Source organism: Pseudoalteromonas sp. ND6B (assembly GCF_000764215.1).
GTDB lineage: Bacteria > Pseudomonadota > Gammaproteobacteria > Enterobacterales > Alteromonadaceae > Pseudoalteromonas > Pseudoalteromonas tetraodonis.
The window spans coordinates 1-14,434 of record NZ_JQFL01000030.1 but is presented as its reverse complement, the minus strand read 5'-3'; the positions used below and the strand labels follow the sequence as shown (position 1 = coordinate 14,434).

Sequence of the window (14,434 nt, the reverse complement as noted above, 5' to 3'; positions counted from 1 at the left end):
ATGAAAATAATCACTATTCCCGTAACCCCATTTATGCAAAATTGCCGCATTATAGTATGTGAACAAACCCAGCAAGCTGTCGTGGTTGACCCTGGCGGTGATGCTGACAAAATTAATGCAGCACTCAAGCAGCATAATTTATCATTAGCAGCGATTTGGTTAACCCATGGGCATTTAGATCATGTGGGCGCTGCGGATAATTTACGCGAGCAACACAAGGTAAAGATGATTGGTCCCCATGAGGATGAACGTTTTTGGTTCGATAATTTACCGATGCAAGCCACTATGTTTGGCTTTAAACCGATTAACTCCTTTTATCCTGATGAATGGTTAGCCCATGGTGATAGTATCAAAGTTGGGCAGCTTGAATTTAAAGTACTTCATTGCCCAGGGCATACGCCAGGCCATGTTGTGTTTTATCAACAAGCACACAATACGGTTATCGTCGGTGATGTTATTTTCAAAGGTTCAATAGGGCGTACCGACTTTCCTAAAGGCGACAGCAAGCAGCTAATCGAATCTATAATGCAACATATCATGACATTACCACCGAACACTGCAATTTTAAGTGGCCATGGTGACAACACCCATGTTGCTCATGAACAGGCTACTAACCCATTTGTAAGTGGCCAGTTTGGTTGATGTGCATATTTGTTAAAAATAAGCAGACTGCTTTTTAAAAAGGCTGTATAATTTAACCAATTTATTAGATAAATAAGAAATAAAATGTCTCTAAATCACGTAGATCGCCAAATATTGGCACTTTTACAACAAGATGCAAGTTTATCAACTGCTGAGATTGCAGACAAAGTCGGACTTTCTCAGTCTCCTTGTTGGCGTCGTATTGCTAAATTAGAACAAGATGGCTACATCAAAAGTAAAGTCGCATTGCTTGATGAAAAAAAGCTGGGCTTTGATATGTTGGTTTACGCCCATGTACGTTTATCAAACCATGGTAAAAAGAATTTAGCTGAGTTTGAAAAATTAATACTTAGCTATGATGAAGTGACTGAATGTTACACCATGGCTGGCACTATGGACTTTATGTTGCGTATTATTTCTCAAGGCATAGAAGGTTATGAGCACTTTGTACGCGATAACTTGCTTAGCTTAGAATATGTACAAGAGGTTCATTCTAATGTGACCATGACGTGTGTTAAACGAAGCACGGCACTGCCACTTTAAACTTTACTAAGCAGCTAAAAACACACAGGCTGAATTAACTATAATTGTGAAATGAGCGCTAATTTGATAAAATCTAGCGCTTTTTTTGTTAGCGAAATAAAACTGAGGAACTCAATGTTTAACTTACTCAGCAGAGCGCCAAGCTCTGCTAAAAACGATATTCTCTCTGGATTGACAGTGGCACTTGCCTTGATCCCAGAAGCTGTTGCATTTGCCTTTGTTGCAAATGTAGAACCTCTTGTTGGTTTATACGCCGCATTTATTGTGGGCTTAATTACGGCTATTTTTGGTGGTCGTCCGGGTATGATTTCGGGTGCAACCGGTGCATTAGCGGTTGTGATGGTAAGTTTAGTACTTGATCACGGAGTGGAATACCTATTTGCCACTGTGTTGCTGATGGGACTACTACAAATATTGGCTGGGGTATTTAAGCTCGGTAAATTTATTCGTATGGTTCCGCATCCTGTTATGCTCGGTTTCGTTAACGGTTTAGCGATTGTTATATTTTTAGCCCAGCTTGGACAGTTTAAAGTGCCTGATGGTGCTGGCGGCCAAATGTGGATGTCGGGCAGTGCGCTTTACATCATGTTAGGTTTAGTGGCGCTAACGATGGCAATTATTCACTTTTTACCAAAATTAACTACCGCAGTGCCTTCATCACTGGTTGCTATTGTTACTGTAACGGGTTTAGTGATTGGTCTTGATTTAGAAGCGCGTACAGTACTTGATTTCTTAAAAGGCATGACAGGAAATGAAGCTGCAACCATTGCCGGTGGCTTACCACAGTTTCATATTCCTATGGTCCCTTTTAACCTAGAAACACTACAAATTATCTTTCCATATGCGCTTATTCTTGCAGCAATTGGCTTAATTGAATCGCTGTTAACGCTAAGCTTGATTGACGAAATTACAGAAACCCGTGGCCATTCTAATAAAGAATGTATTGGCCAAGGTGCGGCCAACGTCACATGTGGTTTCTTTGGTGCAATGGGTGGCTGTGCCATGATTGGCCAATCAATGATCAACATTAATTCAGGTGGGCGTTCGCGTTTATCAGGTATTAGTGCCGCATTGATGTTACTTGCATTTATTATCTTCGCTTCAAGCTTAATCGAAATGATCCCACTGGCCGCATTAGTTGGGGTTATGTTTATGGTGGTGCTGGGTACGTTTGAATGGGCGAGTTTCAAAATGATGAAACGCGTGCCTTTATCTGATGCTTTTGTGATTGTATTAGTTTCGGGTGTAACGGTTATTACCGACCTTGCGATTGCGGTGTGTGTAGGTGTTATTGTCTCTGCGTTAGTGTTTGCTTGGCAGCATGCAAAACATATTTACACAACTAACTATATTGATAAAGAAGGTTCAAAAGTGTACGAGCTACATGGGCCTTTATTTTTTGGTTCGGTTAAAAACTTTGCTGATTTATTTGATGTTAAGAATGACCCTAAAGATGTGATTGTTGAGTTTAAATACAGTCGCGTTGCGGATCATAGTGCGATTGAGGCCATCGACAGCTTAGCTGACAAATACAATAAAGCGGGTAAAAAGCTGCACTTGCGTCATTTAAGTAAAGACTGTACAGAACTACTTCATAAAGCACGTGACTTAGTTGAAGTGAACGTAATTGAAGATCCGACTTATAAAGTTGCTTCAGATAAACTTGCTTAAAAAAGAAAAGTAAACATTTATAAGCGAAAGGTGGATGCCTTTCGCTTTTTTTATGCGTTTTAAATCATCCGCAAGGGGTAATTGCAACACGAGTTTTAGTTTGTTTAACGTAACCACTAAACCAGAACTGAACATCCATCCTGTATTTATTTAATTTATTGTTTGCGATAGGGCTATTAAAAAGTAAGACAGTTGGTAGTGCTATACCTGACGATAAATCGATATAATAGTGACAAATTTACAAGGTAATAATTAATTTTGAATTGGCAGTCTTTAATTGATAACAGACAACGTTTTTTCTGGCTTTTGCAAATTGCAGGCTGGATAGGTTATGCGTTAGTTAACTATATTGGTTCTAAAGTATTCGAAATGCGTGATATTTACGTATTCGTTATTTTACTAAACGCCTATGCGGGCTGTTTAATGACTGTGCCTCTGCGTTATATTTATCGCAAAATTTGGAATGCCTCACCTTGGGTATTAATTATTGTTGTATTTGGCGCCTCTTATATAACCGGTACATTATGGGCCGTGGTGCAAAAGTTTAACCTGTGGGAAATTTATCGCCACGGATACCGTCCTGAAGAATGGTTTTATTATTTACAACAAGGACTTGATTCTGTTTATATTATTTTGTGTTGGAGTGGTTTGTACTTTGGGGTTAAGTATTACCAGTTATTACAAAGTGAACGTCAAAAAGCCTTAAAAGCGACCACAATGGCGCACGAAGCGCAGTTAAAAATGCTTAGATACCAGCTAAATCCTCATTTTCTGTTTAATACGCTCAATGCAATATCAACCTTAGTTTTGGTAAAAGAAAATAAAGATGCTAACTTGATGGTATCTAAATTGAGTGACTTTTTACGCTATACGCTTAATACTGATCCAATTAAAAAAGTGCCGCTGGAGCAAGAGTTACATGCATTAATGCTCTATTTAGAAATTGAACGTGTACGTTTTGATGAGCGCTTACAAGTTAATGTGGACGTGAGTGAGCAGGCCAAACAAGCATTAGTGCCAAGCTTAATATTACAACCGATCATCGAAAATGCCATTAAGTACGCCATTGCCCATATGTCAGAAGGTGGTGTTATTGATATAAAAGCGCAAGTTTTTGCTAATGAATTATTACTTGAAGTGGGCGATAATGGGCCTGGCACTGATATTGAAAATGGTCAGTTAGTTAATGCACAAGGCGTAGGGGTGGCAAACACCCGAGACAGATTAAAAACGCTCTACGAAAATAATTACTCGTTTGTATTATCACATAATACGCCAAGTGGATTAAAAGTTAATCTGCGAGTCCCGTTTGAGAAGGCTGTGAAGAAATGACAAGAATAAAAACGCTTATTGTTGATGATGAACCATTAGCACGTAAAGGTTTAGCCGTCAGGCTTGAAGAGTTTTCTGATATTGAAGTGATCAAACTGTGTAGCTCAGGTTTTGATGCGATTGAAAGTTGTAAAAACGAAAAAATTGATCTTGTCTTTCTTGATATTCAAATGCCTGGTATGAACGGTTTTGAAGTCGCACGTGCTTTAAGTGAAAGCAGTAAAGATTTACCTGCCATTGTGTTTGTTACGGCGTTTGATCACTTTGCTGTTAAAGCATTTGAAATTCATGCTTTAGATTACATTTTAAAACCCGTTGATGATAACAGATTAAAACAGGCGGTAGAAAAAGTGCATACCTATTTAAAAACTCAGCAGGATAACGCCCATAAGAAAAAACTAGCGAGTTTCGTAGCAGGGATAACAGGCAATAACTGCGAAGAAATTTTAAAGAAATTAGCCACAGGCGATACCCTTACAGATCGTCGTTATCCTGAGTCATTGGCCGTAAAAGAGCAGGGCGAAATTGTCAGAGTACCCATTGCTACTATACAGTGGGTAGATGCAGCAGGTGATTACATGTGTCTGCATTGCCAAGATGGGCAAACGCATATATTACGTAAAACCATGAAAGAGCTTGAACAAGAATTAGATCCAAGCTTATTTGTACGTGTTCATCGCAGCGCGATTGTTAACACCAAACAAATTAGCAAGCTGGTAACTCAGGTTAGTGGTGAATATTTATTAGTGTTAGATAACGGACAAGAGCTTAAAGTAAGTAGAAGTTACCGTGATAAAGTAAAAGCAGCACTGGCTAGCTAACTTTAATAAATAACATAAAAAAACGCGAGCTTTTAGCTCGCGTTTTTTTATGTGCGTTACAGTTACGAAACCGTGACTATTTTCATCGTGTTGGTTGCACCAATCGTTTCCATCGCATCACCGTGGGTAATAATCACGGTATCGCCTGCTTGTAAAGAGCCTGCGGCTACAAGTGTGCTTAATGCATCTTTAACCATGCTATCTTTTTCACATTTTGTAGAGTCAAAAAATACAGGGTAAACACCACGATACAGTGCTGTTTGACCTAATGTACTTGCATGACGTGAAAGTGAATAAATAGGCAGTCCAGAGCTAATACGCGACATCAATTTTGCCGTGCTACCCGACTCAGTTAGGGTGATAATCGCTTTAACAGAGTCTAAGTGGTTAGCGGCATACATAGCTGATAAGGCAATTGACTCGGCATTAGAAGAAAAACGGCTGTCTAAACGATGTTTAGAAACGTGTGTTTCTTTTTGGGATTCAGCACCTAAACAAACACGCGCCATAGTAGCAACGGTTTCTTCCGGGTAATCACCAGCGGCTGTTTCAGCAGAAAGCATCACTGCATCTGTGCCATCAAGTACTGCATTGGCAACATCCATAACCTCTGCACGAGTTGGCATTGGGTTATCGATCATCGATTCCATCATTTGTGTGGCTGTTACAACAGTACGATTAAGCGAGCGTGCGCGACGAATAATGAGTTTTTGTTTGCCCATTAGTGCAGCATCACCAATTTCAACACCTAAGTCGCCACGGGCAACCATCACAGCGTCAGACGCTAAAATAATATCATCTACTGCTTCTTGCGTTTCTACTGCTTCAGCACGTTCAATTTTAGCTAAAAGCTGAGCATTAGAGCCTGCAGCTTCTGCAAGTGAACGTACATAACGCATATCATCGCCACTACGTGGGAATGAAACGGCAATATAGTCAACATTAATTTCAGCCGCAGTTATTAAGTCTTCTTTGTCTTTGTCGGTAAACGCGGGTGCAGTTAAACCACCACCCAAACGATTAATCCCTTTATTGTTCGAGAGCACCCCACCCACAGTAACCACAGTGTGCACTAAATGACCTTCAACATGTTCTACAGTAAGCTGAATTAAGCCATCGTTTAAAAGGAGTAAATCACCAGGAGCTACATCTTGTGGTAGCTCTTTATAATCGATACCAACGGCGTTAATATCGCCTTCACCTTTTTCCATTTTTGCATCAAGGATGAATTTTGCACCAACAGATAAGGTCACTTTGCCTTCTTTGAAGGTTGAAACGCGAATTTTTGGGCCTTGTAAGTCAGCGAGAATCGCGATGTGCTTACCAAGTTTAGTTGCAATATCTCGAACAGCTTGTGCACGGTCTTTATGATCTTGTGCAACACCGTGTGAGAAATTTAATCGAACGACATTTGCGCCTGCACGAATAATTTTTTCTAAGTTATTATCTCTATCTGTTGCAGGTCCAAGTGTCGCGACTATTTTTGTACGTCTTAACATTAAATTCTCCTGTGTGCTTTTTTTAAGCAAGTTGACGGTTATTTTGTTTTTAGCGATTACTAATAAAGAGCAATCTTTAGTTTTATGCAATTTTTATAACATTGCGACTATTATATACAAAATGAATATGTCATCATTATGACACCGGTGTCACAGGGCGTCAATGATCTAAAAATTTAAATAGCACTGCTATTTCTTCCCCTGAGAGGGCGGTTGTTTGATATAATTGCGGCGTTTATTTTAACTGTAATAAATGCATGTAGCTTTGCTCATGGCTGCGGTCTGAGTATAATGCACGCGGTATTATTTTAATTTACTAACCAAATAGTTGTTACCGAGGAGGGCACTAAATGCAAGTTGCATTAGTAGGGTTAGGCGTTATGGGGAAAAATCTTGCCCTGAACTTGATTGAAAAAGGGATAACGCTTGTCGCTTATGACAAAAACCCAAATGCGGGTGAAGAATTACTAAGTTGTGCTAAATCACAAGGCATGGCTGATAAACTTCACATTGTCTCTGATCTAGGGGATATGGTTAGGCGTTTAGAAGCACCGCGTTCTATTTTATTACTTGTGCCTGCTGGTGAGTTAGTTGATGCGGTTTGCAACGAGCTTATTGAAGCGGGTGTTCAGTGTAGTGATATTATTGTTGATTGTGGTAACAGTAATTATAAAGACGGTATTAACCGTAAGCTCAAATACCAAGATAAGTTTGAATTTGCCACTATGGGTATTTCAGGCGGTGCCGAGGGTGCACGTCATGGTCCAGCTATGATGGCCAGTGGTTCTGAAGGTGGCTGGGAGCGTGTCGAGCCATGGTTTACAAAGGTTGCTGCAAGCTATAAAGGCGAGTCGTGTTTTGCGCGTGTGGGCCAGTCAGCCAGCGGCCATTTTGTAAAAATGGTTCACAATGGAATTGAATACGCACTCATGCAACTGATTGCAGAAATGTATCAGCTATTGCGTCACGGCACTAATCGCTCACCTAAAGAAATTGCAGAGATATTTAACGAATGGTCTCAAGGGCAGCTAAATAGTTATTTACTGTCAATCTCAAGCCATATTTTATCACTTGAAAATTCGCATAATGTGCCGCTTGTAGATTTAATTGACAATAAAGTAGGCGCAAAAGGCACCGGTTTATGGACAGCACAAAACGCCCTTGAATTAGGTATTGCGGTACCGTCGCTAGTGGCTGCTGTACAAGCTCGTCATTTAACCAATGCGTGTAATACCACTGCCGCACAAGAAATGACATACAGCGCACAAAATACCACGCAAGTTGATATTGATTTAGATGAATTAAAAGATGCGTTTACCCTTGCGAGCCTGTTGGCTTATCGTCAAGGACTTGCATTAATTAAAGGCGCTTCACGAACTCATCAATGGAAAGTTGATTTAGCGAAAACGCTACAAACATGGCGTGCAGGGTGTATTATCCGTGCTGATTACCTTGATAGTGTAGCGCAAGGCGTTGAGTTTATTGACACGCTTGAAAAAGAGTCATTAGCGATGCGTAAAGTGACTGGCCAAGCCGTTATGACGGGTCTGGCGTTTCCTGTGCTTAGTGCAACACAAACCTACTTAGCAACGCTAACAACACCAAGTAATGGGCACTTAGTTCAAGCCCAGCGTGATTACTTTGGTGAGCATGGCATTAAAACCCACAGTGGTGAAACGTGTCATTTAACTGACTTAGTTGATATTGACGCAAAAGTTCGTTAATAAAATCTAAGTAATCAAAAAGGACGCTAAGTAGCGTCCTTTTTTGTTATTCGCTTAACTGATTACTTAACGGGTCAGCTCACCACGCAGGTTATCTTGCATTAAATGGCGAATTGTTTCAATTTCTAGGTTTTGACTAAACAAGTAATGCAGCTTAGTTAAGCATGCTTCTAAGGTCATATCGTAACCGCTGATCACGCCTATGTTTAACAGCGCATTACCCGTGGCATAACCGCCCATGTTCACTTGGCCTTTTAAACATTGGGTTAAATTAGTAATGATAACACCCCGTTTACTTGCTTCATCCAGAATCGCTAAAAACTCAGGGTCTTGTGGCGCATTGCCTACACCAAAGCTTAGCAGTACAAGGGCTTTAATATTGCCATTAACTAAGCTTTTTACTACTTCTTTGCTGATCCCTGGATATAAATACAGCACGCCAATAGCTTGCGGTGTAATAGGGATAACTTGGAGTTCATTTTCTACATACGGGCTTAATTGCCCTTTGATCAGCTGAATATTAATACCTGAAAGCGCAAGCGGCTCTAAGTTAGGTGAGGCGAATGCATCAAACCCATCTGCATGGGCTTTTGTGGCACGATTGCCTCTGAACAACTGATTATTAAAAAATAAGCTGACTTCTGCAATGGGGTAGTTAGCCGCTAAATACATGGCATTAAGGAGGTTAACTTGGCCATCTGAGCGTAATTGAGACAGCGGAATTTGTGAGCCGGTCACAATAATAGGTTTAGTTAAGTTTTCAAACATAAACGACAGAGCTGATGCAGTATAGGCCATAGTATCGGTGCCATGCAGTACCACAAAGCCATCGTAATCTTGGTATTTACTTTTTATATCATCGGCGATGAGTTGCCAATGAGCCGGTGACATATCTGAAGAATCTATAAGTGGGCAGTATTCATGAATATCAAATAATGGCATTTCTTCACGATTAAACTCTGCGTTATTAACCACGGTTTCGGTTAAAAACCCTTCAGCAGGAATATAGCCGCGAATTGATTTTTTCATTCCTATGGTACCGCCAGTGTAAGCGATATAAATGCGTTTACGTTTCATAAAAAAAGCCCAGTAAAAAAACTGGGCTTAGTATAACGCTAACTGCTAATCAATACAGCCTGTTAAGGCACTATTGTGCAACTGTACACTCTAAACAGCGGGCATAAACACCTTGTGGATCGTTATAATCTTTTAGGTTTTCTACTTCACTGCTTAATTGTTTAATAACACTTTGCAGATTAGCTTGGCTGGCTAATACTGCTGTTTTTTGTGTTTCAAGCCCAAGTACTGATTTAACGGCGGCACTGCCGAAAATATCTTGAAGCATTTTTTCTTGTGGGCTAAGCGATTGCTTAATTGTTTTAACGTCATAATAGTTAAGCTTTGCAAGCTCAGCAGCTGCTTTAATCGCATCTTGTTTATTACCAAGTTTATCAACTAAACCAAGCTCTTGTGCTTGAGAGGCAATCCATACCCGGCCTTGGGCAATTTTATCAACTTGCTCTGGGGTCATATTACGTGCCTCAGCAACCACATCTAAAAAGCGTCCATACGCTTCTTCAACACTCATTTGAATAACTTTAGCCATTTTCTCGTTAAGTGGGCGAGTGATTGAAAAACCTGCCAATTCGGTGGTTGCTACGCCATCTGAATACACGCCTATTTTAGCGAGGGTATCTTCAAATGTCATAAAGGAACCAAATACGCCAATTGAACCGGTAATTGTACTCGGTGCTGCCCAAATTTCATTGGCCGCCGATGCAATCCAATAACCGCCTGATGCAGCCACTGAGCTCATTGATGCAATAACGGGTTTACCAGCAGCTTTAAGTGCAAGTACTTCAGCACGAATTACTTCTGAGGCAAACATGCTGCCACCGCCTGAATCTATACGTAAAACCACCGCTTTAACCTTGTCATCAAGTCGCGCTTTGCGAAGGAGGGCTGCAGTTGAATCACCACCAATTTCACCAGCACGGCGTTCACCATCAACAATAGTGCCTTTAGCAACCACAACAGCGACTTTTTCAGTCATAGGGTTATCAAACTCAATAGGCGGTTTTACTAAACTTAAGTATTCACCAAAAGAGACTTGTTTGAATGTTTTTCCATCTTCATTTTCTCCAACCAATTCAATTAATTGTTGGCGAATTTGCTGATTGGTTTTTAATGAATCAACCCATTGGTTATCCAGTGCATATTTACCGGCATCACCATTAGCGGCTTGCATTTTAGCTAAATAAACATCCATTGTTTCATCAAAGTTTGACTCATCAAAAGGGCGCACGGCACTAACATCTTGCTTATATTCATTCCATAAAGCACCTAGCCATACACGGTTTGCTTCTTTAGCTGCCTCTGACATATCGTTTCTGATAAACGGTTCAACGGCCGATTTAAAGGTACCTACACGGAATATATGCTGAGTGACTTCTAATTTTTCTAATGCGTCTTTGAAGTAAAGCGGGTACATACCGTAGCCTTCGATAAGTACACTACCATAAGGATGCATCGCAATTTCGTCTGCATGCGCGGCAATGTAATATTGTGCTTGGGTGTAGTAATACCCTGAGGCAATCACTTTTTTACCAGTTGCTTTAAATGTTTCAAGTGCCTGCGTAATTTGTTTGAGCTTATTTAAATGTGCTTTTGGCATTTCTTGTAAATCAAGCAAAATAGCGCTTATACGCGAGTCTTGTGCTGCTTCATTAATTACTTCAACTACATCGTCGAGCAATATTTCACTGGGTGAGTCAGCACTGGCCGTTGCATCATTAATAGCGGCTTCAACAGGGTCTATATAGGTTTTTTCTTCGACAATAGGGCCATTAAGGTTAAGTCTAAGAACAGAGCCCTCTTCGACAATAATTTTATCACCGTCACTTGATACCGATACGATAAAAATGACGACCAAAAATAAAAACAATACGTTGAGTATTAAACGACGTGAGAAGTTGATCCCCGTCCATATACCTTTAAATACCTTTGCTATCAAAATAGCTCCTTAAATTGGTACAGCTAAAACGTTATTGCCATCTTAGCGTAGAATATAAATAAATTTAACTGCTAAATCGTAACGAAACATTTATAAATTCAATTACACTTGAGATTAAACACGTGTTTATTTAATAAATAATTACTGAAATTATGGCTGTAGTCACTACTTTTAACTCACGCTATTGGTCAAGATAAACGCAGTCAACAGGTTTTAAGTTAAAAAATTATTAAGTTTAATCTGCTCATATATTGCTTATTGTTGGTCATTAAAGCAGAATTGACTAAATGCACACAGGTTAGACCAGTTATTGGGGCACAGGATGTTAGAACAAAAATTAGAACTAAAACACACACAATTACGCAACCGTTTAGTAATGGGATCAATGCATACCGGCCTCGAAGAGGGATGGCATAATCGTAAACGCCTACGTGCTTTTTATGAGGCACGTGCTAAAGGTGGCACAGCAATGCTCATTACGGGGGGATATAGCCCTAATCTTCGCGGCAAGTTAACGCCTATTTCATCATCATTTAATAGTTATTATGATGTTTTTAAACACCGTGCTTATACGCAAGCTGTTCATCAACATGGTGGTAAAATTTGCCTGCAGTTATTGCATGCTGGGCGCTATGCTTATCATCCATTCAATCAAGCCCCAAGTGCTATAAAAGCACCGATCAACCCTTATAAACCTAAGGCTATGTCTTTAAGTTCAATTAAAAAAACCATTAAAGATTTTGCTCACTCTGCATATTTAGCAGAAAAAGCAGGTTACGACGGCGTAGAGGTGATGGGCTCTGAAGGTTACTTAATTAATGAATTTATGGCACCGCATACAAACAAACGAGACGATGAGTTTGGTGGCAGTCTTGAAAACAGAATGCGTTTAGCTGTTGAGATTGTAAAAGCAGTAAGAGCTAAAGTTTCAGATAAATTTCTAATTATTTTTAGACTGTCTGTTATCGATTTAATTCCGAATGGCTCAACTCCTGAGGAAGTAACACAACAAGCTATTGCACTTGAAAAAGCAGGTGTTGATATTTTCAATACTGGCATTGGTTGGCATGAAGCACGGGTACCGACAATTGCAAGCATGGTACCCCCAGGTGCATTTAAAGAAGCGTCAAAGCGTTTAAAAGATGTTATTAGCGTGCCTGTTATTGCCGTAAACCGCATTAATACACCAGAAATTGCCAATGATATTTTAACGGCGGGTGAGGCTGATTTAATCTCTATGGCGCGTCCATTATTAGCTGATCCTGAATTTTTTAATAAATACGCGGCTAAGCAATCTGAGCATATTAATATTTGTATTGGATGTAATCAGGGCTGTTTAGACCACGTATTTAAAGGTAAACGTGCCACGTGCTTAGTTAACCCACAAGCGGGTTTTGAACTTGATTACCCTCTAGAAAAAGCCGCAACAGCTAAAAATGTATTAGTGGTTGGAGCGGGTCCTGCTGGGCTTTCTTCAAGTTGTTACTTAGCGCAAAAAGGTCACAATGTAACGCTTATTGACCAAAAGCAGCATATGGGTGGGCAGTTTAATTTAGCCATGCAAATACCAGGTAAAGAAGACTTTAACCATACATTGGCTTACTTTAGTAATGAACTTAAGCGTTTAAACGTCACCATTGAATTAGGCAAAGCATTTGATGATAGTATGCTGAGCCAGTTTGACGATGTGGTTTTTGCCACGGGTGTAAGACCACGTGAAGCTACGATTAAATGCAGCGATGATAAGCGTGTATTTGCTTACGATGAAGTTATACGCGGTGAAGTAGAGCTGGGTAATTCGATTGCGATTTTAGGCGCAGGCGGTATAGGTTTTGATATGGTGGCATTTTTAAGCGAACATAAATCACAAAGCATCAGCGACTTTAAAACCCAGTGGGGCATAGAGTGTGAACCTCAGCCGCATAAAGATGAACGTCAACTCTATATGCTAAAACGCAGTGCAGGGCGCTTTGGTGGTGACTTAGGTAAAACTACTGGTTGGATCCATCGTCAAGTTGCCAAACAACATGGTGTTAAACAAATTGCCAATTGCCAATACCATCGTTTTGATAAAAACGGCCTAACCATTAGTGTTGCTGGTGAAACTCAAGTACTGCCAGTCGATACGGTTATTGCCTGTATTGGTCAAGTGTCTAACGACGAGCTATTTAAGGCACAAGCAGAGGACGCCAAGGTTCATGTTATTGGTGGCGCTAAACTCGCTGCTGCTATTGATGCCAAGCGCGCTATATTTGAAGCTTTACAAGTTGCACGCAGTATTTAATATGCAATTTAAGTAAGTACACGGGTCTGATTATTTTTTAAAGATAGTTAACTTTTAATCAGACCCTTATATTGTTGTTTTTTACCTTACCCCATTCCTTGTATAGCTAATAAATACGCTATTGCGATTTTCAATGGTGCCTCGGCTACAACGCTTAACTGGCAAAATTAAATCGATAAAGCCTCTCATTAGTTCGACCTAATTATTTACACGCAAAAGGCGAGCGTCACTTTGTAATGGTACAAATACACGGCTATTTGGGTTGCGATATTATTTGTGTACTTTTTTAACCTAACCTCAGATCTGCATAAGAATTAAAGCCGAGTCACTTTAATACTCGGCTTTTTAGTCTGAAAGGTATAGGCAATTAATCCAGCCATTAAATTAACCATAAATGAGATGCAGCTGCGGTGCCTTGTATGGTCTATTTGAGCCATATTTTTCAGTTGGTCGAAAACTGTTTCAATGATAAAACGCTTTGATAACATCGCTCTATCCCAAGATGATATTGGCTGACGTTTCATATTACTTCGTTGACCTGTAATAAAATCAATGCCTTGCTCAGCAAGTTCCGCTTTTAGGTTTGCAGATACATAACCTTTATCAGCGTATAAACTACCTGTAACATTATCGACCATATCTAACACCGGCTGTCTATCATCAACATTCCCAGCTGTCACTTTTACTGCTAATAAACCACCTTCATCATTCATGATGAGGTGAAGTTTAAACCCATAAAACCAGCCCATTGTTCCTTTACCCCGCTTGGCTTTTCCCGCGAAAACTTGGTGGCGAGGAATACGCATGTTGTGACACACCTTGAGAGAAGTAGAATCGATAAATGCAATGCCTGTTGGTTTATCAAAGCGCTGCTTCAGATAGCTACACAGAGCAGGTAACGTGGC

At 40.1% G+C, this 14,434-nt stretch carries 11 protein-coding genes; 7 read left to right on the top strand and 4 right to left on the bottom strand.

Features of this window, described 5'->3' with window-relative positions; all coding sequences use genetic code 11:
• The 5 genes from ND6B_RS11335 to ND6B_RS11355 all read left to right on the top strand — a co-directional run bounded on the left by ND6B_RS11335 (nucleotide 1) and on the right by ND6B_RS11355 (nucleotide 5,009).
• Nucleotides 1-642: an MBL fold metallo-hydrolase gene (locus ND6B_RS11335; protein WP_033103252.1), complete on the top strand. Its 642-nt coding sequence runs from the start codon at nucleotides 1-3 to the stop codon at nucleotides 640-642.
• A gap of 84 nt (nucleotides 643-726) precedes the next feature.
• The gene (locus tag ND6B_RS11340) at nucleotides 727-1,185 is read left to right on the top strand and encodes an Lrp/AsnC family transcriptional regulator (RefSeq protein WP_008110469.1); all 459 of its coding nucleotides are present in this window, start codon (nucleotides 727-729) and stop codon (nucleotides 1,183-1,185) included.
• 114 nt (nucleotides 1,186-1,299) lie between these two features.
• On the top strand, nucleotides 1,300-2,856 hold the full coding sequence (locus ND6B_RS11345) for a SulP family inorganic anion transporter (protein WP_033103251.1): 1,557 nt from the start codon (nucleotides 1,300-1,302) through the stop codon (nucleotides 2,854-2,856).
• 258 nt (nucleotides 2,857-3,114) lie between these two features.
• Nucleotides 3,115-4,188: a sensor histidine kinase gene (locus ND6B_RS11350; protein ID WP_008110465.1), complete on the top strand. Its 1,074-nt coding sequence runs from the start codon at nucleotides 3,115-3,117 to the stop codon at nucleotides 4,186-4,188.
• On the top strand, nucleotides 4,185-5,009 hold the full coding sequence (locus ND6B_RS11355; protein WP_033103250.1) for a LytR/AlgR family response regulator transcription factor: 825 nt from the start codon (nucleotides 4,185-4,187) through the stop codon (nucleotides 5,007-5,009). Before ND6B_RS11350 ends, ND6B_RS11355 begins: the two co-directional genes overlap by 4 nt.
• A 62-nt stretch (nucleotides 5,010-5,071) precedes the next feature.
• Here the strand turns inward: ND6B_RS11355 and pyk are convergent, their stop codons facing one another.
• Nucleotides 5,072-6,508: a pyruvate kinase gene (gene pyk, locus ND6B_RS11360; protein ID WP_033103249.1), complete on the bottom strand. Its 1,437-nt coding sequence runs from the start codon at nucleotides 6,506-6,508 to the stop codon at nucleotides 5,072-5,074.
• Nucleotides 6,509-6,858: 350 nt separating this feature from the next.
• On the opposite strand from pyk, the gene gndA reads away from it, so the two are divergent.
• Nucleotides 6,859-8,232, top strand: coding sequence for an NADP-dependent phosphogluconate dehydrogenase (gene gndA, locus ND6B_RS11365; RefSeq protein ID WP_013464864.1), 1,374 nt, complete (start codon nucleotides 6,859-6,861; stop codon nucleotides 8,230-8,232).
• Between the two features lie 66 nt (nucleotides 8,233-8,298).
• Here the strand turns inward: gndA and ansA are convergent, their stop codons facing one another.
• On the bottom strand, nucleotides 8,299-9,309 hold the full coding sequence (gene ansA, locus ND6B_RS11370) for an asparaginase (protein WP_033103248.1): 1,011 nt from the start codon (nucleotides 9,307-9,309) through the stop codon (nucleotides 8,299-8,301).
• 70 nt (nucleotides 9,310-9,379) lie between these two features.
• Complete coding sequence (gene sppA / locus ND6B_RS11375; RefSeq protein ID WP_033103247.1) at nucleotides 9,380-11,245, bottom strand: signal peptide peptidase SppA; 1,866 nt, start codon at nucleotides 11,243-11,245, stop codon at nucleotides 9,380-9,382.
• Between the two features lie 322 nt (nucleotides 11,246-11,567).
• Between sppA and ND6B_RS11380 the strand changes: the two genes are divergently transcribed.
• On the top strand, nucleotides 11,568-13,529 hold the full coding sequence (locus ND6B_RS11380; protein ID WP_033103246.1) for an oxidoreductase: 1,962 nt from the start codon (nucleotides 11,568-11,570) through the stop codon (nucleotides 13,527-13,529).
• A gap of 314 nt (nucleotides 13,530-13,843) precedes the next feature.
• Here the strand turns inward: ND6B_RS11380 and ND6B_RS11385 are convergent.
• The coding region (locus tag ND6B_RS11385; RefSeq protein ID WP_033103245.1) for an IS982 family transposase at nucleotides 13,844-14,434 on the bottom strand (591 nt) is incomplete at its 5' end.

Bases quoted from the DNA above. Each gene is read 5' to 3' on its own strand.
- ND6B_RS11335 (WP_033103252.1), top strand. From the start codon at position 1: ATGAAAATAATCACTATTCCCGTAACCCCATTTATGCAAAATTGCCGC.
- ND6B_RS11340 (WP_008110469.1), top strand. From the start codon at position 727: ATGTCTCTAAATCACGTAGATCGCCAAATATTGGCACTTTTACAACAA.
- ND6B_RS11345 (WP_033103251.1), top strand. From the start codon at position 1,300: ATGTTTAACTTACTCAGCAGAGCGCCAAGCTCTGCTAAAAACGATATT.
- ND6B_RS11355 (WP_033103250.1), top strand. From the start codon at position 4,185: ATGACAAGAATAAAAACGCTTATTGTTGATGATGAACCATTAGCACGT.
- pyk (WP_033103249.1), bottom strand. From the start codon at position 6,508: ATGTTAAGACGTACAAAAATAGTCGCGACACTTGGACCTGCAACAGAT.
- gndA (WP_013464864.1), top strand. From the start codon at position 6,859: ATGCAAGTTGCATTAGTAGGGTTAGGCGTTATGGGGAAAAATCTTGCC.
- ansA (WP_033103248.1), bottom strand. From the start codon at position 9,309: ATGAAACGTAAACGCATTTATATCGCTTACACTGGCGGTACCATAGGA.
- ND6B_RS11380 (WP_033103246.1), top strand. From the start codon at position 11,568: ATGTTAGAACAAAAATTAGAACTAAAACACACACAATTACGCAACCGT.